Raw genomic sequence first — 24224 nt, 5'->3', positions numbered from 1 at the left:
CCCGCAACGCAACTGTCGCGTCGCATTTACTTTTGCGGCGTCGTCGCCGTCGCAGGGGCCTTCACGCCCGAGCCGGCCTGCGCATCGATCTCTGCCTGCGCCTTGCGTTGATAATACGCCTGCAGGATCGCAAAGGCCTGCTTGCGCTCGCCGCGATCGCTGATGAGCCCCTTGCGGTTCCAGCCGTCCTGGATGTCCGCCAGCGGACGCCGCGGCGAACGGAAGTCCACCAGGATCCACGGCGACATACCGCGCAGCTGCGGGATCGATTCGAGCATCGGAATGCCGCGCCGATAAATGTCGGCCTGGAACTCTTCGCTCCAACGCGTGAGCGCATCCGCGTGATAACCGGCCTTCGCGCCGCCGCCCCATTCGCTGATGAATACCGGCTTCTGGTAATCGACGCGCCACTTCACCCGGTCGCAGTTCTCCGGCAGGCCGTCATACCAGCCGACGTATTGGTTGAAACTCACCAGGTCCGTCAGCTCGCCAAACGGATCGTTCACGATGCGCATCTCCGGATGCTCCGGATCGCGATGCACCTCCATCGCCGCCGACACGAGGCGCGTCGGATCGAGCGCCCGCGCGTCCTTCACCAGCGTGCCCAGAAACTGCATACGCGGCTCGCTCAACGGCGTCTCATTCGCCACCGACCACACCATCACGCTGGCGCGATTGCGGTCGCGCACAATCAGGTCGGCGAGCTGCGCCCGCGCATTGGCCAGCGTGTCGGGATTCTCCCACTGGATCGTCCAATACACCGGAATCTCCTCCCACAACATCAGCCCCATTTCGTCGGCGATGCGGGCCATGTTCACGTTGTGCGGATAGTGCGCCAGCCGCACGAAGTTGCAGCCCAGCTCCTTGGCCCAACCCAACATCAAACGCGCGTCATCCTCCGACCAGGCCCGCCCGCCGCGGAACGGATTCTCCTCGTGCATGCAGATGCCGCGGAAAAACACCGACTCGCCGTTGAGCAAAATATCCGTGCCCGCCGTCTCGATCGTGCGGAAGCCCATGCGCTCGGTCACGACGTCGTCGCCCGCCTCGATCCGCACCTCATACAAACGCGGAATCTCCGGCGTCCACCGCACGAGTCGGCGCAGCGTCACCTCACCCTTCGCGTGTCCGTCGGCATCCACCGTGAGGTTTTCGCGCACGCCGAGTTCGGGGATCGCCACCGTCACCGTTTCCGGCAACGCCGCGCCCCCTTCGGGAGCCTCCACGTCCACCGCCATGCGCAACACGTCGCCCTCCCCGCGCGCCAGCGCCAGCGCATAGTCGCGCACAAACACCGCCGGCACCGTCACCAACTGCACACTGCGCGTGATGCCGCCGTAGTTCCACCAATCGGTGTTCACCGTCGGCACCGCCTCGAGGTGGCGGTTGTTGTTCACCCGCACCACCAGTGAATTGCCGGTCGGCTGCAGCTTGCCCGTCACCTCAAAATCAAACGGCGTGAACCCACCGATGTGCATGCCGAGTTTCGCGCCGTTGAGGTAAACATCGGCCCGATAATTGGCCGCGCCAAAATGCAGAAACACTCGCTCGCCGTCCGCCACCGCCGGCGCGTCAAAGGTGCGCCGATACCACACACTGCCCTCGTAGAGATACAATTTCTCGTCCTGCGAATTCCAGTCGCCCGGCACCTGGATCTTCGGCGCGGTGTCGAAGTTGTATTCGATCAAGCCGCTCTTGTTGTCGTGCGGCAGATCCTGACCGTAGCCGCCGGTCAGTTTGCCCGTCGCGTCAAACGGCGTGTAACGGTAGTTGTAGAACCCGTTGTCGTAGGGATCGACCACGATGCTCCACAGCCCATCGAGGCTCGTCGTCGGCCGTGACAGCAGCGACGAAATCGCGGTGTCCGCCCAAACCGACAGACTGGAAACAAGGAAAACAAGGCACAGACGCAGAGGAGTGATCATGGCGAGAGGGGGTTTAAGCCACGCTAGCCCACCTCCGCCCCCCGCCGCAATGCCCACCCCACCGCATAAATTGCCCAGCTCTGCTACGGAGCCCACCCGGAACCACCCTTTCGCCTCCGGCTCAAGCGCGGCTACCTTTCGGACTGCTCCACACCTGCCCCTCCGCTTCGCGCCCCTTCGCGTCCTTCGCGCTCCAACCTCCCCTCCACCCAGCAACCCAGCAACCCAGCACCCAGCCACCAGCCACCCAGCACCCAGCCCCCAGCCCCCAGCACCCAGCCCCCAGCACCCAGCCACCCAGCCCCCGTTTCAGGGTTTCCCTCCCCTCCCGGCTGTTTTTCGCTTCCGCCAACGTCCATCACGCCTTCCGCTCTTCGCCCGCATGCGCATCGGTCCCATCGAACTCTCCTCGCCGCTCTTCCTGTCGCCCTTGGCCGGTTACACCAACCTGCCCATGCGCCTCACCGTGCGTGAACTCGGCGGACTCGGCTGGGCCACCACCGATCTCGTCAACGCTCGCTCCCTCATCGAGCGCAACCGCATCGCCCACAAACTCGTTGCCACCGCCCCCGGCGACGAACCGCTCGCCATCCAGCTCTTCGGCGCCGTGCCCGAGGAGATGCGCGACGCCGCCGTCATTTGTCAGGAACTCGGCGCGCACTCGGTCGACATCAACATGGGCTGCCCCGTGCGCAAAGTCGTCAACGTCGGCGGCGGCTCCGCCATGATGACCGAGCTCAAAAAAACCGCCGCCCTCGTCAGCGGCATGGTCAACGCCGTCAAGATCCCCGTCACCGCCAAGATGCGCCTGGGCTGGGACGAGGAAAACCTCACCGCCCCTGACCTCACCCGCACGCTCGAGGACGCCGGCGTGAAGGCGGTCTTCGTGCACGGCCGCACCCGCGCCCAGGGTTTCTCCGGTCGCGTCAACCTCGCCGGTATCCGCGCCGTCGTCGAGGCCGCCCAAACCATCCCGGTAATCGGCAACGGTGACGTCACCACGCCCGAGGCTGCGGTCCACATGCGCAACGAAACCGGCTGCGCCGGCGTGAGCATCGGTCGCGGCGCCTTCTACGATCCGTGGATCTTCAAACGCACCGCCCACCTCTTCGCGACTGGTGAGCTATTGCCCGAGCCCACCTTCGCCGAACGCCTCCACGTCATGCGCCGCCACTTCGATCGCTACCTCGAGTTCTACGGCGAGGAACGCGGCGCCAAATTCTTCCGCAAAGTCGCGCCGTGGTATGCCAAACGTTTTGGTCCGGCCAAACCCTTCAAGCGCGACATCATCCGCATCACCAACCGCGCCGACTTCGAGAAAGCGGTGACCGACTACGTCGCCTGGCGCGCCCAGTTCTGCGACGAGAATGGCGAGCTCCTGGCCAAGTATGCCCCCAACCCCATGATCGCCAGCTTCCTCCGCGCCGAGGACGACCCCGTCAACCAACGCGACGCCATCCCCGTCCCCAAGGGCCCCGTGGACACCTGGTGACGTGGTGACGTGGTGACGCGCCGGTAAGGTTTAGTTTTACAGGAGAGAACAGAGGAAAACAGAGCCTCTCCACCGCCGACCGTATCAGGAGGCCACGGTCCACCCCAAACACACTCCGAAGGTGGACGCGGGCGTCTCGACCGCGTCGTTCCAGTGCGTCAGCCCACCTCTTCGCTCCCTTTGCTACCTTAAACCACCGCCCCGCCACGCGGCCGACACGGCCGCGGCTACATCTCCCGTCCTGGTGTAGCAGCGGCCGTCTCGGCCGCTCCCGCCTGCCCCTTCGCGCCTCCTTTTCGTGCCTCTTCGTGCCTTTTTGTGGCTATCCCTCCTCCGCCTCCCGGCCGCAGCCCTGCCCTCCGCCGCCTCTTTGCTCCCTTTGCTTCCTTGGTGTGAACAAAGAATCCACCACCGCCCACGCCCAGCCCGTGCCCAGCCACCCTGCCCCGCCCGCGAAACCGAATCGACGGTTGCCGCTTACGGCGTTTTCCCATGACGTCTTTCGCGACTGGCCGTCACCCCTCAACGCGAAAGAGTTTTATGCAGTGGTTTAGTCTGTCCCGCTGGGACCGGATGATCTTCAGAACCTTGGCGGTAGCAGTCGGTTTGGCGACGTGGACCGCCGGACTGGTGAGCGCGGAGATTCCGTATTGGAACTGGCGCAATCCCCTGCCGCACGGCAACGACATCTCAGCCGTGATCCATGGCGGCGGGAAGTTTGTGTTGGTCGGAGCCGGCGGGGCCGTCGCCACTTCCACCGATGGTGTCACCTGGACTCCCTCGTTCACCGACACCAAGGAATGGATCGCGGGTATCGCCTACGGCGCCGATCGCTACGTGGCGGTTGGTTCCAGGTTAGGCGGAGTCATGATCTCGCCCGACGCCGTCGTCTGGACCCAAACAACGGTGACCGGGTCCGGCGCGGCCGAATGGGGCAAGGTGACGAAGATCCGCTTCGTCGCCGGTCGGTTTTGGGCCATGTCCAACGGCCTCAACTTCACCGCCTACTCCACCGACGGCGTCCACTGGACCAAACACGAACAGGCTTCGGCCATGAACGTCGCGCGGATCAGCGAAGGCGGCGGCGTGCTGTTGGGCATCGACCAATCCACCAGTCGCCTCGGCAGCTCCAACGGCACGACGTGGAACTACCAGACGGTGCGCTCCGTGGTCTCCACTGATGGCGGCGAGACGTGGAGCTACGCCGGTTTGTTCAATAACATGGCCACCATCTCCGCCGGCCCGATTTACAAGGACGGCCGGTGGCTTGCCGCCGGGACCGACATCTACGAAGACCAGGCCAGCCAGGCGTCCGTATTCAGCCGCACCCTACTGACCTCCGACGACAACGGCGCGACCTGGCTGTTCGGCTCCAGCACGTTCTCCCCCAACGCCGGCAACGCTCCGGTCTACGACTTGGAGGTCTTTGATGGTCGCGCCTACCTGCTCGGCTCGCAGGACCAGTTGATCTCGTCCTCCGTCGACGGCACCAACCCGCGCGTCGACCGGCAGGGCCCCGGCCAACTGACCATCAATGACCTGGCGACGGACGGAAACCGCCTGGTCGCCGTGGGCCGTTTCGGCTACGTCGCATCGAGCACGGATGGGCAGACCTGGGCGCAGGTGAATCGTTCGGCGACCTCCCACCGCCTGCTGTCCGGCGCATGGGGCGACGGCCGGTGGATGGTTGCCGCGGAGTTGGGTTTGCTGACCTCCATCAACGGCAAGGACTGGTCGGTGATGACCAACGCCTCCGCCTTTCATGGCGGCGCAGTCGCCTACGGCGCCGGTCGTTTTGTCGCCGGAGGACCTGCGGGACAAATCATGGTCTCAGAGGACGGCGGCACATCCTGGGCCGTGGCCGGCGGACTGCAGGGCACCTTGAACCAACTCGTCTTCGGCAACGGCCGCTTTCTGGCCTCCGTCTCGGCCCCCGGCAGCGCGAGCGGTTGGTATGTCTCCACCGACGGATACACATGGACGCCCGCCTCCGGAGTGGGCGCCTACGGGGCGCGCCGATTCGAGTTTATCGAGGGCCTCTTTTACGCCGTCGGGGCCAAGGCGTCTGACGACAGCGGCGTCATCCTTCGATCCGCCGACGGCCTCGACTGGACGTTGGTGGGCACCTCCTCCAGTCCGATCACCGCCATCGCTGGCTTCGGCGACCGCATGGTCGCAGCCAACCAGACGGGCGGCGTCCTCGTCTCCACCTTTGGCGCGGGCTGGCAACCTGCCGGGTCAAACCCGCTGATTGCCCACGGACCCGTCGCGGCCTTTAAAGCCGTCGGCAATCAATTCGTCGGCGTGACCGCCTACGGCCATGTGGTCGTGAGCACCGACGGTGAACAGTGGGAAGCGGAAGACTTCAGCGGTCGCGGCATGGTGCGTAACCTGGTGCACGCGAACGACCAGTTGCTCGCGATCGGCGAAGGCGGCCTCATTTGGGAATCGGGCACGGCCCGCTTCACCAACAATTCCGTGCGCTCGCGCGTGGGCTCAGCCGACTCCCTGATCATCTCGGGCTTTGTCGTGCAGGGCGACGAGCCGCAACGGATGCTCATCCGCGCGGCGGGACCGGCCCTCCTCCAGAACGGCGTCGCCGGTGCGCTGACTCGCCCCGTGCTGCAACTCTACAGCGCCGGCGGCACGATCCTCTCTTACAACGCCGGGTGGTCCACCCACGAAACAGCCGACGCCGTGCGCGCGGCGACCGCCGTGACCGGAGCCTTCGCCTTCGAAGAAGGTTCGGCCGATGCCGCCATGGTCTGGGACCTGCAGCCCGGAGCCTACACCGCCACAGTGTCCGGTCAGGATGGCGAAACCGGCGTGGCCCTGGTTGAAATCTACGCGATCCAAGGAACGACCAGCCAACTGGTGAACATCTCGACCCGCACGCAGGTGGGCGCCGGCGAAGACATCCTGATCACCGGCTTCGTCGTCGGCGGGGAAGCGCCCAAACGGATTCTGGTGCGCGGCATCGGACCGTCCCTGGAACGTTTCAACGTCACCGGCCGGCTGGAAAAGCCGGTGCTCAAAGTGCTCCGCGACACCGAAGTGCTCGCGAGCAACACCGGTTGGACCACCGCGCCCAACGTCGATGAAATCCGCACCGAGTCGGCCCGCCTCGGAGCGTTCGCGCTGGATGAAGGATCCGCAGACTCGGCCCTCTTGCTCACCCTCGCCCCCGGCGTCTACACCGTGCACATCGAAGGCGAGGCCGGCACCACCGGCGTGGCCCTGGCCGAAGTGTATGAGGTGAACTGATACGCCCTCCGCTCCGCGAGGCAACTCGCAGCCTACATTTCCCGAACGACTCCTACCTTGTAAGCTGCGAGCCCGCTCGCGCCAACCCCTTGTCCGCCATAGCTCGCAGAGCGACGGCGGATGCCTCTCGGCCCCAGCACTGCCCCTCCCCCCGGCTTTGCTCCCTTTGCTTCCTTGCTGTGAACAAAACCCACGCCGGACGAGCCTCTGTTTCCCTCTGCTTCCTCCTGTAAAAAGAAAACAGAACCCGTCCGACGCACGTTGTAGGCCTACGCCATCACCAGCGCGTCGTCGCGCACGGTGAACTTCACTGTGGCGCCTTCGCCGATTTCACCGGCAACCAGCGCACGCGCCAGCTTGGTCTCGAGTTGGCGTTGCAGGAAGCGCTTCAGGGGCCGCGCGCCGAAGACCGGGTCGTAACCCTTCTCGGCCGCCCAGGTCTTGGCCGCTGCATCCAGCTCCACCGTCACCCGACGGTCGGCCAGGCGGCGGTTCAGATCGGCCAGCAAGAGGTCCACGATCGAGGTGATCTCCTCCAGCGTGAGCGGCTTGAAGAGGATCGTCTCATCGATGCGATTCAGGAACTCCGGCCGGAAGGCCTGACGCAACTCGGTCATGACCGACTCACGCACACTCTCCGGAATCTCGCTGCCGGTCACCCGCTCCAAGAGGTGCCGACTGCCGAGATTCGACGTCATGATGATGATCGTGTTTTTGAAATCGATCGTGCGGCCCTGACTGTCGGTGATGCGACCATCGTCGAGCACCTGTAACAACACATTGAATACATCCGGATGCGCCTTTTCGATTTCGTCGAATAGCACCACCGCGTAGGGCTTGCGCCGCACGGCCTCGGTCAACTGACCACCCTCGTCGTAACCGACGTAACCGGGAGGCGCGCCGATAAGCCGGGCCACGCTGTGCTTCTCCATGTATTCCGACATGTCGATGCGGATCATCGAGGCCTCGCTGTCGAAGAGCGTCTCCGCCAGCGTCTTGGCCAGCTCGGTTTTACCCACGCCCGTCGGACCGAGGAAGAGGAACGAGCCCACCGGTCGCCGCGGATCCTTGATGCCGGCCCGCGCGCGCAGGATGGCCTCGCTCGCCAACGTGACCGCTTCGTCCTGACCGATCACGCGCTCGTGCAAGGTCTCGTCGAGGCGCAGGAGCTTTTCCTTTTCCCCCTCGACCAAACGCGTCACCGGGATGCCGCTCCACTTTGCGACGATGCTGGCGACCTCCTCGTCGGTGACCTCTTCTTTGAACAACTCGGTTTCGGCCGACTCCGCTTCGAGGCGCTTCAGCTCGGCTTCGAGTTGCGGGAACTTGCCGTGGCGCAGCTCGGCCAGCTTGTTCAGGTCGTAGGCGCGCTCGGCCTGTTCCATCTCGCGACGCACCTCCTCGAGCTGCTCGCGCACCTTGCGCACCTTGTCGACGCCGGCCTTTTCCTTGTCCCACTTGGCGCGCAACGCGGCGGCCTGCGAACGCGTGTCGGCGAGTTCGCTTTGCAGGGCCTTCAGACGCTCCTTCGAGGCCGCGTCCTTTTCTTTCTTCAGCGCGGCTTCCTCGATCTCGAGCTGCAGCGTGCGCCGCGAGAGCGCGTCGAGTTCCTGCGGCATGGAGTCCATTTCGGTGCGGATCATCGCGCAGGCTTCGTCGACCAGGTCGATGGCCTTGTCGGGCAGGAAACGATCGGAGATGTAGCGGTCCGACAAAGTCGCCGCCGCCACCAACGCGCCGTCGAGAATGCGCACGCCGTGGTGCAGCTCAAAACGCTCGCGCAGACCGCGCAGGATGGAGATGGCGTCCTCGACGCTCGGCGGCTGCACCAGCACGGGCTGGAAGCGACGCTCGAGAGCGGCGTCCTTTTCGATGTGCTTGCGATACTCGTCGAGCGTGGTCGCGCCGATACAGTGCAACTCCCCGCGCGCCAGCATGGGCTTGAGCAGATTGCCCGCGTCCATCGCGCCCTCGGTTTTACCCGCGCCCACGATGGTGTGGAGTTCGTCGATGAAGAGGATGATGCGGCCGTCGCTCTGCTTCACCTCGTTGAGCACGGCCTTGAGGCGCTCTTCAAATTCACCGCGGTATTTGGCGCCCGCGACCAGCGCGCCCATGTCGAGCGCGAAGAGGGTGCGGTCCTTCAACCCTTCCGGCACGTCGCCGCGCACGATGCGCTGAGCGAGACCTTCGACGATGGCGGTTTTGCCCACGCCGGGTTCGCCGATCAGCACCGGGTTGTTCTTGGTTTTGCGCGAGAGGATGCGCACCGCGCGACGAATTTCGTCGTCGCGGCCGATGACCGGATCCATCTTACCGGCCTTGGCCAGCGCCACGAGATCGGTGCCGTATTTCTGGAGGGCGTTGTAAGTCGACTCGGGATTGTCGGTCGTCACGCGTTGCGCGCCGCGCAGGGCCTGCAGGGCTTTAAGCACGCGACCGCGATCGAGCCCGAACGACTTGAAAAACTTCGCCACCGCGTCGGGCTTCGCCACCTCAACGGCGGCGAGGAAGAGATGCTCGGTGGACACAAATTCGTCCTTGAGCGACTTCGCCTCTTTCTCGGCGCGGACGAGGGTCTCGTTGACCGCCTGGGTCACATAAATCTTCGACGCGTCGACGCTGCCCGTCACGGCCGACAGGCGATCGAGTTCGCGCTGCACCGCGAGTTGCATCGCGCTGGTGGTGAGGTCGAGTTTCTCCACCAAGGCCGGCACGATGCCATCCTCCTGCCCGAGCAAGGCGTGCAGCAGATGCCACGTATCGACCTCGTGGTGGTTACGACGCCGCGCTTCCGCCTGTGCGTCGGTGACCGCCTGGCGCGACATCTGAGTGAGTGAGTTCATATCCATGCGTTCCTCCCTTGCATGCCCCGAGCCAACCGCGCGTCAGAGGTGAGCGCCCGCCCGAGGTGTGACACCACCGCGCCACCACGCCCCACCCCGCGCCGCAACGGCACAACTATCGACGACCAACAGATGCGAGATACGTAGAAGAACGCCGCGCGGAGAGACCGGAAAGAGAAAGCCACGAAAAGGCACAAAAATTCACGAAAACCAGCCTACTTCATTATGCAGCTACCCTATCTCCCCGCCCGTCTCTTCGCTCCCTTTGCTACCTTGGTGTGAAGAAAACCACCCCACCGCACGCAGCTCTCCGTTCCTCCTTTTTGTGCTTCTTCGTGCCTTTTTGTGGCTATCCCTCGTCTCACTCCGCGAGGCAACGCAGCGCGAGTAAACTCGCAGCCTACATTTCCCACTCGCACCCCACTTCGTAGGCCGCGAGTTTACTCGCGCTAACCCCTTGTCCGCCATAGCTCGCAGAGCGACGGCGGATGCCTCTTGGCCTACGTCCTCCCCGCCCTTTGCTCCCTTTGCTGCCTTGGTGTGAATAACCCCACCCTGCAGCCTATCGATCCAACTCAAACACTTCCACGATCGCCACGCCGGGTTCACCGACGTCCTCGTCGTCGGTCTCATCCGTGAAGGGCCGCACGGTCATGGTGTAGAGCCCCGGCGGGAGTTCGATCACGGCCGCCGGTTCGGTTGGCAACATGTCCGTCGCGCCCACTTGCGCCGCCGCGGCAAACACCTCTTCCTCTTCGACACGATCCACCACGCCACGCTGCAAGTCCGGGATACTGCTACCCAAAATCGCCGACCGCGAATCCCAGTCGTCGTTGTAGAACACCAGCCCCGCCTGATCGTCGTAGATCTCGATCACCGGATCCGGCATCACCACCTCACCCGGCAGACCGTAGTTGGCCAGCGAGGGGCCACGCACCCGCAGAAACATCGTCTTGCGCGCATTCGGCTGCAACGGATCCGCCTCCACCACAAAACCCGCCACGATCGGCGTCGCCGTCGAGGCATAAGCGCGCGTCGACAGGTTCACCAACCGCGCGCCGCCCTCGCCGCTGCGTTCGCTCACATCGTAGGCCTCGATCAGCGCAACGCCTTCCGCGCCGCCCGCGCCCGTGACTTCGGCCGTGTAACTGCCCGGTCCCAGCGTAACTACCGTCGCCGCATCACGGCCGCCGTTGTTGAAGGCAAACGCCCCCACTTGCTGACCCGCCTGGGCCACCGCGATGCCATTCGCCGCCGGCAACTCCCAATCGTCGTTCGTGCCCACGGTCGTGACCGTGCCGTTGTCGAGCCGGCTCACGCGCAACACCGGATCCGCCAGCGCGCCCGGCACCCCAAAGTCCGTGCCCAGAATCGGCCCTGGCGCCCGCAGCAACACCTCCCGCTCCGCTCCCGTGACCACAAACCCACCGATCAGGGCTTGGTATCCACTTCCTACATACGCGCGGGTGGAGACATTGATCAACTGACCGACAAAGGCCCGCTCCGGCGACAACCGGTAACCCGCCACCTGAAACGCCGTGCGTTGAATCACGCTGGCGTTGTCAGCTGCCTGTTGCGCATCTGCCACCGCGTCCACCGCCACGCCCAGCGTGACCGGCTGGGCGAACTCCACCGTGTTGCCGCCACTGATGAAACGACGGATCTGCCGCGTCGGGCTGGAGAAATACCGCACCCGCGTGCCCGGTGAATACGCCATGATCGTGCGCACCTGCCGCGAGAGCCCGTTCACATCGGGCGCACTCACGCGGAAACCGTAGGCCCCCGGAAACGCGCCGTGATGCCCCCGATCCGGCAGGTCGCCGGCGTTGTCGCGGTCATGCGCGCAGCCGAGATTGTGCCCCAACTCATGCGTGAGCGTAGTGGCGTCGCTGAGCCCATCGTAGTTAACCACCGAATACGCGTAAAACGGCTCACTGTAGTGCCCCAGCCGCTCGAGGATGTAGGCGATGCCCGCACTGCCACTGTCGGGCCGCGCCACCACCAGACTCACCAGATCCGCGCCCACCGCTTCGCGCGCCGCATGCACTTCGTCCATGATGCCGTCGGTCACGCCCGCGATGTTCTCCAACGCCGTGCGCTGCCAGCCGTTCACGAAGCCGGTCTGGTCATCCCCCGGCATATTGACCTCCAGCATGCCAGCCAGCCGCACGCGCGCCCGCAACTCACTGCCGGCAAAATCCGCGTTCACCTGCGCCACCGCCAGCATCGCCTCCGCCTCGACGTTGGCCGCCCCACCCAGCGCCGCCCGCACCGCCTGCGTGTAGACCATCAACAGATCAATCTGCGCATCGCCCCCACTGAGGCTGGGATCGACCGGGTCGATCGGCGTTTCCGCCACCTCGGAATCCTGCCCATCAAAGGCCGCCGACACACGCACGGTCACGCAATCCCCCGCCAGCTGCGGATCGACCCGATAAAGCTGCACCACCGGACCCTCCGCCGTCTCCACCGTGCGCGCCTTCACTTCGCCGCCCGGCAGGCCGTCGATCGAAACGGACAACCGCCCGCGCACCATCGCGGCCAACCACCGCGCGCCCGCCACGCCTTCCACCCGGCCTTCGCTCAGCCAGGCGTCCGGCCCTTGCATCGTCGTGCGTTCCACCGCCCCGACGACGGCCCCGCCTTCCGGCAAAGTCCACGTCACCCGACCCCGCCCCGGCCGCACAAACGGCGAGTCCTTGCCTGCCAATACCGTCGTATCCAATCGCGCGTAACTCACTTGCCGCGCGACCGTCCGCACGACTCTTAGGTGCGACCGGGTTTCCTCCGACAATGTCGCCAAACGCCAAACCTGTGGCTCCACCACCACCTCCTCCTCCGTCGCCGCCACCACGGTGGTCGGATCGAGCCCGGCTTCGCCGGACGTTGCGGAATCCGCCGCAACCTCCGCCGCCTTCTCTTGCGCGACGACAGTGGCCTCCGGTTTGCCCGGCTCGCCCTCGCGACGACCCATCCAAACCGCCACCACAACCACGGCCGCGGCTGCCACCAGCCCCAGGACCAAACCCGCCAACCGAAGAGGAGAAACCGTTTTACGCATGCCCAGAAAGTCATCGGCCGTTCCGCCGACCAGGGCAACAGACATGCGCACCGCGCGTCCGTGCCGTGCAAAGTTGGGCAGTCCGCCTGCCCCAAACCAGCTAATGCAGACTCCCCTAAATCGGCTGCCGATTTAATGGGTAATTAACCCTAATATTAAATAGGTCCGTATTTACCTAGTTTTCCTCAGCTTAAGGTTTACGATTGAGCGATTCTGTCTACGGTGGCCGCGTTGCTCCGAGTGCCACAAACCGCTCCTCCGCACCTCCTTTTATGAATTCGGGCGAACGCCATCGCATCCTGGTCGTTGAAGACCATTCGCCGACTCGCGGTCTCCTCGAGCGCATCCTGCGGGAAGTCGGCTATGCCGTCGATTCAGCGGCCGACGGGGCCGACGGATTGAAGCGAGCGCGGGAGGTCCATCCGGATTTGGTGATCACCGATTTGGTCATGCCGCGCCTCGATGGACACACCTTCGTGCGCCAGCTGCGTGAGATGCCCGACTTCAAAGCGGTCCCGGTCATCGTGCTGACCGGTCGCAACGATAACTCCGCAATGCGCACGGCCATGCGGCGCGGGGCCGACGACTACATTTACAAACCCTTCGAGACCGACGACCTCCTGCAATCCGTCGCCGTGCGTTTGGAGCGCAAGGACCTCGTCGATGAGTTGTCTGCCTTTGCTCACACCGTCGCCCACGATCTGCGTTCGCCCATCTCGGTGCTCCTCGGCCGCTTGGAGCTTGCCGAAGGCCTGCTCGACGACACCTGCCCCCCGCGCCTGCGGGCCCACTTGGAAGGAGCCCAAGAGGCGAGCAACCGCCTCAACACCATCATCGATGAGATCCTGATGCTCACGAGCCTGCGCCAGGAGACCGTCGAACCGGAGCCGCTCGACATGGGCGAAATCGTGCAGGAGGCGATCGCCCGCACCGAGACCACCTTGCACCGCAATGACGCCACCGTGAACGTAGCCGACGACTGGCCCGTTGCCCTCGGTTACGCGCCGTGGGTGGTTCACCTGTGGAGCAACTTCATCAGCAACGCGGCGAAATACGGCGGTGAATCTCCGCACATCGACCTGCTCGCCGAAACGCACCCCGACAAGCGTTGCGTGCGCTTCATCGTGCGCGATCACGGGGCGGGGATTGAGCCCGCCATGCTCACCAAAATGTTCACCGCCTTCAGCAAGATCCCTCAACATCGCCACAAAGGCCACGGTCTCGGACTCTCGATCGTGCGGCGGATCGTCAGCCAGCTCCACGGTCGTTGCGGCGTGGACAGCCCTCCCGGCGAAGGCGCCTCCTTCTGGTTCGAGCTGCCCGCTGCGTCGGCTTAAAACCATCCCTCCCGGGCAGACCGAGCCCGGGCGCTCACATCGCCCATATCTCGTCGGCCAGATACGGCACCCGCCGCTGCGGGCCGATGATCGACCACAACTCACGCAGCTCCTCGCGATCGAGCGCTTTGTGCTGCCCCTGCATCCAGAGCGTGTTGCCGACCAGCTCCACGTGCGTCTCCACATCGGCCTCGCGCTGCAGGACCAAGTGCAACCCGCGTTGCGTATCCGCACGTCCACTACGCCGCCAACCGGATTGCTGCCGGGCCAGCCAAGCGCGCAACTCCTCGGCCCCCGCGCCATTCAACCGCGCCCGGGCCGTCGCCAAGGTCGGCACTTCCCCTTCGCCCACCAAACAGATCTCCCCCTCCCGCGACTGCGCGCCACCAGTCCGCTGCAAACCGCAGCCCGCCGCCAAAAGCAGCGCGCCAAGCATCAGCACCGGAACAAACAGTATCTTCATCATAAATAGGCTCTCCCCTACTACCCGATAGGAGCGCCCGAAGTTTCATATTATTTCGCCCAGCCCATCAAAATGCCCCCCTTCCAACCGTCGTGCATAACACCCGACCGGATAGTCTGCCATTCGGGCATTTCGCCCGAATCCACGAGGTTTCGCCCGCCTCGCAGAGCCTCATAAAACCCACTAAAGCCTCATTACCATCCCCTTAGGAATGCCCAACTAGACTTGGCACCGCCCCTGCAAACTGCGGTGGCACGATGAAACACTACCGCAAACTCGTCTTCACCTTGCTCGCCCTCTCCGCCACCGCGCTCACCTTCACCGGCTGCCAGACCATCGAAGGTGCCGGCGAGGATATCGAGAACGCGGGCGACGCCATCTCCGACGCCGCCCGCGGCGCGTCTTGATGGACGGACGCGGCGCTGAATCCGCACGATCCTTTCCTTCATCCGCGGCCGGGTCCTGCACCCGGCCGATTCCTAATCCCAACCCGCCCCCACCGGCCCCGTGCCCGTGGGGGCGGTTCAATTTACGGACCCGCAACATCACCCCACCGCGAGATCAGAGCATGGCGCAACGGTGGACGCGGCCGCCTGTCCCGCCTCACGCCGGCGCCAGCCGCAGCTCGCTGAACTGCATGCCGCCATCCGAGAACAACGTCTTGTCGCCCGCCTTCACATTCAGGCGTTCGATCTGCAATCGCAGCGTGTAAACCCCGGCCTCAGCAAAGCGCAGCTTCCCGCACGGCGTGCCCCATTGCGGATAATATTTCGAGCGCAGCCCCGGCAACGCCACCGCCTGCTTCGTGCGCCGGCGCAACTGCTTGCCCGCGCAACTCACCACCACGGTGTGACCGCCACTCCAGGGCTCTAGATGCTGATGCGTCGTCACCACCATCGCGTCATACGTGCCGGGCTTCAGCACCACAAAATCCCACTCCAACCAATCCTCCGTGTTGGCCCAGTTTTCGGTGAGTCCGTTGCCGCCCATGCGCATCGCCGGCTTGGCCGCCGCGCCGCTCTCGCTCCGGTCGGTGCCCACCTGCGCCTGCGGGCCGACCAAGGTGATCGAGTCATCCGGCTGTTGCATCGTGCGCTCCTCGACCTCCGGCGCCGCCGCCAATTGCAGCTTCACCACCGTCACCGGCCGCGTGGATTTAAATCCCTTGAAGTCGATATCGAGCAAGGGCGTGCCCGTCGCGGGATCGACCGATTGCGTGACCGCAAACTTCACCTCCGGCGCCGCCAACAAAGCCGCCGAGCGCACCTTGGTCTTCAGCCCATGCAGGCGGAACCGCCGCTCCGGCCGCCCGAAGAAATGCAGGAACAGCGAACGTCCCTTCGTCGTCATGCGCCCCCACGAAAACTCCGGCTTAAACGGGCTCGGGGTTGTGCCGCGAATCGCCTCGCCGTTGACCGCCATCCACGCGCCCATCTGGTGCAGCCGCTTCACGCTCGGCGCCGGCACCACGCCGTCCGCATCGGGACCGACGTTGAGCAGGTAGTTGGAGCCCTTGCTGGCGAGATCGACCAGCGTCGTGATCAAGTTATCCACCGGCTTCCACGCGTGATCGGTGCGCTTGTAGCCCCACGTGTCGTTCATCGTCGCACACGTTTCCCAATCTCCCTCCAGCCGCGCGCCCGGCAGGAAGTTGTCTCGCGGCAGACTGTAGTCGCCCAACCCGTGGCCGATGCGACCCGACACCAGACACTGCGGCTGCAGGTCCTTCACAAACTTGCGAATCCGCCGACTCTGCGCGCGCGACAAGGTCAGCGGCGTATCGAACCAGATCATACCGATCGACCCATACTGCGTGAGCAACTCGCGCAGCTGCGGAAACACCTTCTCGCGCAGGTAACGCTCCGGCTTCTTCTTCGCTTCGTCGTAGTCCCACGTGTTCCAGGCGCCATCCGGGTGATGCCAGTCGAGGTCCTGCGAATAATAAAAACACAGCTTAAGCCGGCGCTTGCGGCACTCCTTGGCCAACTCCTTCAGCGGATCGCGGCCCCACGGCGTCGCGTCGACCACGTTGTAGGGATCCGCCTTGGAGTGATACATCGCAAAGCCCTCGTGGTGCTTCGCCGTGATCACCACGTAACGCATGCCCGCATCGACCGCGAGTTGCGCCCAGGCCGCCGCGTCGAATTTGCGCGGATTAAACTCCTGCGCCAGCGGCGCAAACTCCGCCACCGGGATCTTTTTCTGAAACATCATCCACTCCGCGAGCCCCGGCACCACCTCGCCCTTCCATTCGCCGGCCTTGATGGACGACAGGCTCCAGTGAATGAACAGCCCGAAGCGGGCTTTTCGCCACCACTGCAAGGCCTTCTCTGAGTCGGGGTTCCGGGACGGGGTTTTTACCGCGGATACATCAACAGCGCGCATAACTCCGCACCCTCAGCCCCACCTCTCCCCCAATGCAACGCCCCAAAAATCTTTCAGAAACTTTCACGCCGAAGCCGCGGCGGCATCACCCCTGTAGGAGGGGCTTTACGCCCCGAAAGCCCATTGCCCTCGACCCCTCTCCCGACCGATCCATCGGCCCATCAAACCCGCCCGCAAAAAGCGCCCAACTCCTCGCTCCGAGCTTCCCTCCGCTCCCCCACGCGCTACCTTAGCGCCCACTTCGCTCCAAACTGGCCTTGGATCCGAAGCCCCTCCTTCACCCGGCCGCTGCCGCCGAAGCGTGCACGTCCTTCCTCACCGAAGTCGTCACGCCTCAGCTCCCACCAGCGACCGCCTCCCCCCATCTAAGATCCAAGAACATGGCCAGACGACGTCGTGGTAATTCCGTCAGCACCGAGGCCCCCCTTGCGGGTGTATCATCTGTATCGATACACTCACGCCACCAGACGCTTTTCCTCACGCCCTCACGACGCGCATGAACTCCGGCCCGCAACCCGATCCCGATCCCGATCCCGAACCGCCCCCAGGTCCTCCCCGACTGTTGGGCCGGATCACGGACTGGAACGACGAACGTGGCTTCGGTTACCTCACCGGCACAAAGGGAAAAGTCTTCGTCCACATCCGGGACTTCGCCGACCGCGTGCGACGCCCACGCATTGGCGATAAGGTTCACTACACCATGGGCACCGACAAACACGGCCGCACCTGCGCCGTGGATGTCGTGCAAGACGGCTTCGGCGGCAGCTTCGGTATCGGCAGCCTGCTGGTGCTCGCCGCCCTGCTGATCCTCCCCGTGCAAGCCGCCCACGGGTGGTTGGAGCCGGATCATTTCTGGATGCTGATGGGAGTCGCCGCGACCGTGTCGCTCGTCTGCTTCGCGGCTTACTACTACGACAAAAGCTGCGCGCGCGAAGGCCTCTGGCGTGTCCCCGAAAACGTGCTGCATATCCTCGAGCTCCTCGGCGGCTGGCCCGGCGCCTTCATCGCCCAGCGCCTCTTCCGCCACAAGTCCGCCAAGGGTAGCTACCTCTTCACCTACTGGGCGATTGTGCTGCTCTACCAAGCGATCAGCTACGACGGCCCCCGCGGCTGGCCCCTCTTCCACGCCGCGAAAACCTGGCTCCGCGACCTAACCTCCTAGGGCCGGCCCGACTGCCCCATCTTCATGCCTGTTCCGGTCGCACGTCGTAGCCAGCGGGGACTTTTCATCTCGCGGGCGCTTCTTACGTTGCGAACGTTTTGAGGCTCCGCCGGGGGACCCCGACGCAACACTTTCACTCCCATTCCTCATCACGGCATGCATCCAGCACGACTCATTCGCCTGAGCGCGGTTTTCCTGCTCAGCTTTCTACCCTTCGCCTCAGCCCAGAACGCAGCCCTCGATGCCTTCGACCGAGTCGGTGCCTTTTTTAAGGGGGTGGCCCCGGCCGAAAAAGACGGTCGCCATGGGTTCATCGATGAGAGCGGACGGGAAGTGATCCCCGTGATCTACGAACGACCGATCTATTTCTTCACCGACGCGATGGTGGCGACGCTCGATGGCAAAGTCGGCCTGATCAACAAGCGCCACGAGATCCTCCTGCCCTTTGCCTTCGACGAGGTGGATGCCCGCAACGTGAATTCCATTCGGGTGCAAGCCGGCGGGCTCTGGGGGCTCTACCAATCCGATGGGACCGAGGTGCTGCCGGTCCACTACGAGGCCATCAAACCCGGCGCCTTTACGGGGGACCACCCAGACCACGCCGTCGTCGCGAAGGACTTCTACTGGGGCGTCGTGGACCGCAGCGGCCGGTTCGTCGTGCCGCCGGCCTATGAAGAGATCGAGGCGTTCGACGCCAATGGCCTGGCCCGGGTGAAACAAAACAGCCGCTGGGGCATGGTCGATCGCGAGGGCGCCGAACGGGTTCCCGCCATCTATGAGTCCATCGGCCCCTGGACCGGAAAATTCGACGCGGACCACCCGCTGGATACCATCCGCACTTTTTACCCCGTTTCCCTCGGCACCGAAAAAACGGGGGCTCTGGATACCCAGTTGAACAAGGTCATTCCGGAAACGTATTTCAGCATCGAACCGCTCGACGAGCGCTACCTCTTGGTCAGCCGCTTGAACTACCCCCTCGAGGAGCTCGGTCCCACTCCGCGCCAGGACGAGATGAGCTTCGGCGTCTTCTCCTTTGCCTCTGGCACCGTCTTTCTGTCACCGGAATTTAAATACAACAGTTTCACGGTGGACGGAGGTTTTCTCTGGGTGCGGGCTCCGGGTCTGGCCGTCTACAATGAGGCGGGCAAACAAGTCATTCCGCCGCGAAAATACAGCGGAGTCGAACTCGTCGGCGGACGATTTTTTGAGGCTCGCGTAACCCCCAGTGGCGGCTGGGCGGAGCTCAGCATGAACTCCGCCTTGAGCGAGAAGGAAGAAACGGTCGTCCTCAACGCGCAGGGCGCGGTCATCTTCTCCTCCAAGTCCGGCGTGGCCGACGCCGAGGCCTACGCCGCCTACCTCGAACTCAAGCAGGACCTCCCATGATGCGCCCCTCCTCCTTCTGCACGCTCCTCGCGCTGTTTCTGCTGCCCCTGCGCTTGCTCGCCGACGGACTCGATCAGTTGATTTCCGACTACATCGCCGATGCGCCCAACGGCTACCACTCGGCCTTCGCGAAACACGGGATGGCGGGCTCTGCAAACGGCGAAGAGATCCTGCCGTTCGCTGGCGAGAGCCGAAACGGAAAGGCGCGTTACGTCGCTTCGTTCAAGCTCGCGGTGATCGATGCGTCCGGGCGCAGGCCACTGCACAACACGTTCCAGCAACTCCGCGGCCGTCTTTCCGCCCTGCTCCCCGCATGGGAGAAACAGACCGAGAGCACGTTCTTCTATGGATCGGACACCTTCACCCGATCGCAGGACGACGGCGTGACCCGCGTCGTCCTCGCGCTGGAGAACCTCGACGGCGCCGACACGGTGCACCTCCAGATCGAATACACCGGCCCCGGAACGGCCGAGGTCGCCCAACTGCCCACCACCGCGCCGGCCACCGCCGACGACGCCCCCGCTCCGCCCGCCACGGCAACGCCCGCGTGGTCCACCGCGGAAGGCCAACAGGTCCTGCTCGACCTCCTGCGCGCGGCCGACTCGGAGTTCCGCGACCTGCGCATTCCGACCGACGATCCCGACCGTTTCCGGCTCCCCGCCTCCGTCCTCAATCCCGCGGCGGCCGAACCCTTTCTCCTCCTCCACTCGACCAGCCCGATGCGCTACGAACTGGAGATCTTCTTCGCCCCCAAATACGGGTTCGCCCCCTACAACCTGCCCCTGCCCGAGATCGAGAACCTCCTGCGCGCCGAAGGATGGACGATCCAGCAAGATAACCGCCGCTGGTCCGCGCTCCCACCCCAGGGGCGTGCGAAGCGACTCGTCAAGCGACAGCACAACGGGCGGGAGTATTTCGTCCTCGAGGTCGTCAAGGAAGCCTGGCGCGCCCGGGTCGAAGCCCATCCCCAGCTCGTCGACGTGGATTGCCTCACCGGGGACTGCGTCGACGGCTACGCCCGTATTCGCTATCTCGATACGGAGGCTCCCTTTTGGTATGAAGGCCACTTCCGCGAGGCCCGGCCCGAGGGCTGGGGGCGGCAGTTCATGCGCCATAGCGACCCGGCGGAAAATCCCCTCCCCGCCTACATCGGTTGGTTCAAGGACGGCGTGCGCCACGGCCCCGGCATCTCCTACCAGTTTTCCGGCGCGGATACCCTCGACTCGATCCGGACCGAGGACACCTACTTCACTGCCGCCGACGAGGTCATGCTCCTCCCCTATCTGTTCCAGGAATATGAAGCGGGCGAACTCGTGATGGAGATCGAGAAGTATTGGCTCCACCACCAGCCTCCCGGCCAGGGCGACGGCTTCGTCATCAAGACCCCCTTCGCGACCCGTTTCGGGCGCCCGCTTTCCGGCGATTGTGAGAACGGCGACGGCATCCTCGAGCTTCCGGGGCTGGGGACCTACGCCGGCCATTTCGTCGATGGCCTCGCCCAGGGCTACGGCGAACTGTCGCTGCCCAACGGCGAGATCAAGGCCTTCGAGCTCCACGCCGGCATTCCCGCCTACACCAAGACCCTCGTCCTGCCCGCGGGTGTCTCCCGCGTCGCGGCCGCCAAGCGAGGCGCCTTCCAGCTTGCCGTCAACGACTGCCTCCAAGGCAACTGCCTCAACGGCGAAGGCATCGCCCTGATGGGCTCGGCCGACCACTTCAGCATCGGCCAATACGACTACGAAGGCCTCTATGAAGGTGGTTTCAAAAACGGTCGCTTCCACGGCAAAGGCGCCATGCGCCCCTTTGTCGGGCAGACGGCCCCGCCCATCACCATCAGCGGGCGCTTCGAAAACGGCAGACGCGAGGGCCCCTTCCTCAAGCGAACCGGCGAGGCAGAGGAGGAGACCCTCTACTATCAGGACGACGTGCGCTACACGGAGAGCGGCCAGCTCTATTCCGCATTCCTCGTCGAGGATCTCGAGCGCCGACGCGAGGAGCGCGCGAAGCTGCTGGCCGAGAAGATCGAGAAGGAACGGCTGCGACTGGCCGCCATCGACCGGCGCAACGAAGAGATCCGCAAACGAAACGAAGCCCGCCAGCGGGCCGCCACCCAGCGGAAAGCGCCCCGGCGCAACGTGCTTTACACCGCAACCTTCACGGGGCGTTCCCACCGCATTCCGGCGAACAGCGCCTTCGGCCTCATCATCGAGGACCTCGACGGCAAGAGCAGCCAGCCGGTGATCGTGGAATACATCGGAGGCTACAACGGCGACATCGGCCAGTATCGGTTTTCCATGAGGGGTGGTGTCCTCAACGCGTTCATCGGCGACGCAACAGCCGATCCCGACAAACCCCGCCTGCTCGATATCACCCTGCTCGACCACATCTCCCCATCCGCCAACATCTACTACGTCGTGCACTGCGCCCAAAGCTCACGCTACCGAATCATCGCCTACCAATAGGCACTCCCCGGCCAAAGCCGCCCCTCGCGCGACGCCATTCGCGCTACCAACGCTGAAGCCCCCCCTGCAAAAAACCTGTAGGAGGGGCTTTACGCCCCGACACCCCGTTGCCCTTCAGCCCGCTCCCGATCGATCCATCGACTCCAGACCGCATCACCGCCCCGCCGTCCGAAAACTAGGTCGCCACCGACGCCTATTAACATCTGACGAAATGATCGCGGTTCACCGCCTCCGGCCACCCTGCTAGTCGAGACTTGGCGTCTTCAGCACGCCCTGCACCTCCCTCGAAAAGATTTACACTCGCAATTTCTAGAACAATTCCGTTTCGAACATCTACCCCCTTTTGTTAATAGGACCGCGTCCAATCCTGCTCCAGCATTGTCCGGAAGCAATGCTCACAGCCACCTGGACCAGGTTAAAACCGATCTCCCTAAATCGCCAAAATAACGCCAAAATCAGGCACACCCAGAATCCTAATGCCATGATTAGCCCTGCTGAAATAATCAAAATACTGGAAAAGATAGACCTCGGCGCAGGCGTTGCCGAAAACGACATCATGCTATATGAAGCACGCGTAGAAACGCCCGTATTCAACGGATTATTTCGCGACCGCTACGACTTGGTTTCCGGCCCTAAAGGATCCGGAAAAACAGCACTATACCGGCTCGTTTCGGAATTTCTAAAGCCTGTAATGCTAAAAACGAGCAATACAGCGATTCTCACAGGTGTTGAAGCTTCCGGAGACCCCGTATTCCTCGCATTTAGAAAAAATTTTGAGGGCCTAAATGAATTGGAGTTCGAAAATTTCTGGAGAGTATACATCGTAGCACTAATCAACGAACACTTTGTTAAAAACAGCGAATTTTCTGAGCAACTCGCGAAAGCCAGAGTCGAAGCCAAAGATTTCCAAGATCGCTGTCGACGAGCATGCATCCCGGAACTTACAGACAGCAGATCATTCAGGGAGATTGCGCAACTAGCCCTGAAAACAATAAAGCTAAATATACTTAGTATATCCAATTCGCCAAGTGGAGAGTCAATTTCCGCACTTACAATTGAGCCCTGCCAGCCGAACGAAAAAAGCAAAAATGAATCTACGAGTTCGCCCATTTTTCTCCACGACATACACTCAAGTTTACTTCGCCTGCTAAAAGCAGCAAACCTTAGGCTCTGGATACTACTCGATCGCTTAGATGAGGTTTTCCCACGTCGCACAAAACTCGAACGAACGGCTCTACGAGCCCTCTTGAGAACCACGAGAAACTTCCCTTCTCAAGACATTCGAATTAAACTTTTTATTCGCGATGATATATTCGAAAACGTCCTCCTCAAAGGCGAAGGATTCACAGCGCTCTCACACATAGAATCTCGACGAGCGCCGTCATTACGCTGGTCAGCCGAGGACCTCAAAATACTAATTATAAAGCGATTTTGCCAAGACCCACGAGTCCGGCAATTCTGCGGAGGAAACAAACAACTAATAAGTGAGAACGACGCCCCCCACTTGAAGCGCGTTTTTGATCGGCTGTTCCCCAAGCAGGTTGTCCGGGGAAAGAACCAGTCTACAACACTTGACTGGCTTTACCACCACTGCGAGGACGGAAGAGGCGTCGTAACACCTCGCGACATTATCGACCTATTAGCCGCCGCCATAACCAAACAGATCGAGCACATACGCAAAGACGGAATCAATGAAGAAAGCCTGCTTGGCTCACAAGCCTTGAAAGAGGGCCTCAGAGAACTATCGAGCAAAAAGAGGCGAACTTACCTCGAAGCCGAATTCCCGGAATTCTGGCCACACATGAGTAAGTTCGAGCACACAAAGGCCGAGCACAATGCACACTCTCTTGAGTCTCTACTAGGGTCCAAATGGAATATCATTGTTGATGACCTCGTGGCCATCGGTTTCCTGCAAAAGCGCCCACGAAGCAGCTCCTATATTATACCTTTTGTATTTCGATTTGGAATGGGAATTAAGCAAGGAAAGGCGTTCAACGGATTCCACAAATAGGCAGCCTAAAGGGGTCAGGCAGCCGGAAGGGGTCGGCAGCCGGAAGGGGTCATATCGTCACCTGTCTACATTCCGGCATTCAGTCGCAATACAGTCGGGATGCCCTGACGGCGACATCGGAGCTGCTGAGCTGCAATTCTCACTCCCATTGAAGCCTTCGCGTTTCTTCGCGCTTCAACTCTTCTGGCTGAAGGTCGGCGGAAGACGTCAGGTCTTGACTCTTGACGAGCCGAGTCGACCGGCAGCCGGAAGGGGTCATGTCGTCACCTGTCTACATTCCGGCATTCGGTCGCGAAACAGTCGGGATGCCCTGTCGGCGACATCGGAGCTGGTGAGCTGCATTTCTCACTCTCGTTGAAGCCTTCGCGTTTCTTCGCGTTCTTCGCGGTTCAACTCTACTGGCTGACGGCGCGTTAGCTCGACGCTCCTC

General features: G+C 63.1%; 13 protein-coding genes. 8 read left to right on the top strand and 5 right to left on the bottom strand.

Features of this window, described 5'->3' with window-relative positions; genetic code table 11:
• Positions 1-26: 26 nt before the first annotated feature.
• Complete coding sequence (locus K1X11_RS16545) at positions 27-1925, bottom strand: glycoside hydrolase family 2 protein (RefSeq protein WP_221031348.1); 1899 nt, start codon at positions 1923-1925, stop codon at positions 27-29.
• 382 nt (positions 1926-2307) lie between these two features.
• On the opposite strand from K1X11_RS16545, the gene dusB reads away from it, so the two are divergent.
• Together dusB and K1X11_RS16535 are read left to right on the top strand one after the other, a co-directional pair.
• Positions 2308-3417 carry a tRNA dihydrouridine synthase DusB gene (gene dusB, locus K1X11_RS16540; RefSeq protein ID WP_221031347.1) on the top strand — a complete coding sequence of 370 codons (1110 nt, stop codon included), beginning with the start codon at positions 2308-2310 and terminating at the stop codon, positions 3415-3417.
• Between the two features lie 573 nt (positions 3418-3990).
• Positions 3991-6681: a WD40/YVTN/BNR-like repeat-containing protein gene (locus K1X11_RS16535; protein WP_221031346.1), complete on the top strand. Its 2691-nt coding sequence runs from the start codon at positions 3991-3993 to the stop codon at positions 6679-6681.
• Positions 6682-6950: 269 nt separating this feature from the next.
• Here K1X11_RS16535 and clpB read toward each other — a convergent pair whose 3' ends face one another.
• Positions 6951-9533, bottom strand: coding sequence for an ATP-dependent chaperone ClpB (gene clpB, locus K1X11_RS16530; RefSeq protein WP_221031345.1), 2583 nt, complete (start codon positions 9531-9533; stop codon positions 6951-6953).
• 556 nt (positions 9534-10089) lie between these two features.
• Positions 10090-12633 carry a M12 family metallo-peptidase gene (locus tag K1X11_RS16525; RefSeq protein WP_221031344.1) on the bottom strand — a complete coding sequence of 848 codons (2544 nt, stop codon included), beginning with the start codon at positions 12631-12633 and terminating at the stop codon, positions 10090-10092.
• Positions 12634-12860: 227 nt separating this feature from the next.
• On the opposite strand from K1X11_RS16525, the gene K1X11_RS16520 reads away from it, so the two are divergent.
• On the top strand, positions 12861-13925 hold the full coding sequence (locus K1X11_RS16520) for a hybrid sensor histidine kinase/response regulator (protein WP_221031343.1): 1065 nt from the start codon (positions 12861-12863) through the stop codon (positions 13923-13925).
• 34 nt (positions 13926-13959) lie between these two features.
• On the opposite strand, the gene K1X11_RS16515 is transcribed toward K1X11_RS16520, so the two are convergent.
• Positions 13960-14391, bottom strand: coding sequence for a hypothetical protein (locus K1X11_RS16515; protein ID WP_221031342.1), 432 nt, complete (start codon positions 14389-14391; stop codon positions 13960-13962).
• Positions 14392-14645: 254 nt separating this feature from the next.
• On the opposite strand from K1X11_RS16515, the gene K1X11_RS16510 reads away from it, so the two are divergent.
• A complete protein-coding gene (locus K1X11_RS16510; RefSeq protein ID WP_221031341.1) occupies positions 14646-14795 on the top strand; it encodes an entericidin A/B family lipoprotein in 150 nt (49 codons plus the stop codon).
• Positions 14796-14991: 196 nt separating this feature from the next.
• Here the strand turns inward: K1X11_RS16510 and K1X11_RS16505 are convergent, their stop codons facing one another.
• The gene (locus tag K1X11_RS16505; protein ID WP_225919463.1) at positions 14992-16773 is read right to left on the bottom strand and encodes an alpha-L-fucosidase; all 1782 of its coding nucleotides are present in this window, start codon (positions 16771-16773) and stop codon (positions 14992-14994) included.
• A 496-nt stretch (positions 16774-17269) separates the two neighbouring features.
• On the opposite strand from K1X11_RS16505, the gene K1X11_RS16500 reads away from it, so the two are divergent.
• The 4 genes from K1X11_RS16500 to K1X11_RS16485 all read left to right on the top strand — a co-directional run bounded on the left by K1X11_RS16500 (position 17270) and on the right by K1X11_RS16485 (position 23794).
• On the top strand, positions 17270-17935 hold the full coding sequence (locus K1X11_RS16500; protein WP_221031339.1) for a DUF1294 domain-containing protein: 666 nt from the start codon (positions 17270-17272) through the stop codon (positions 17933-17935).
• A 156-nt stretch (positions 17936-18091) separates the two neighbouring features.
• On the top strand, positions 18092-19321 hold the full coding sequence (locus tag K1X11_RS16495; protein ID WP_221031338.1) for a WG repeat-containing protein: 1230 nt from the start codon (positions 18092-18094) through the stop codon (positions 19319-19321).
• Positions 19318-21783: an MORN repeat-containing protein gene (locus K1X11_RS16490; RefSeq protein WP_221031337.1), complete on the top strand. Its 2466-nt coding sequence runs from the start codon at positions 19318-19320 to the stop codon at positions 21781-21783. Before K1X11_RS16495 ends, K1X11_RS16490 begins: the two co-directional genes overlap by 4 nt.
• A 481-nt stretch (positions 21784-22264) precedes the next feature.
• A complete protein-coding gene (locus K1X11_RS16485) occupies positions 22265-23794 on the top strand; it encodes a P-loop ATPase, Sll1717 family (RefSeq protein ID WP_221031336.1) in 1530 nt (509 codons plus the stop codon).
• Positions 23795-24224: the final 430 nt, after the last annotated feature.

Origin of the sequence: Actomonas aquatica, from assembly GCF_019679435.2 — a bacterium.
Taxonomy (GTDB): Bacteria; Verrucomicrobiota; Verrucomicrobiia; order Opitutales; family Opitutaceae; genus Actomonas; species Actomonas aquatica.
Note: the sequence above shows the minus strand (reverse complement) of the source record. Positions and strands in the feature narration are given on the sequence as shown.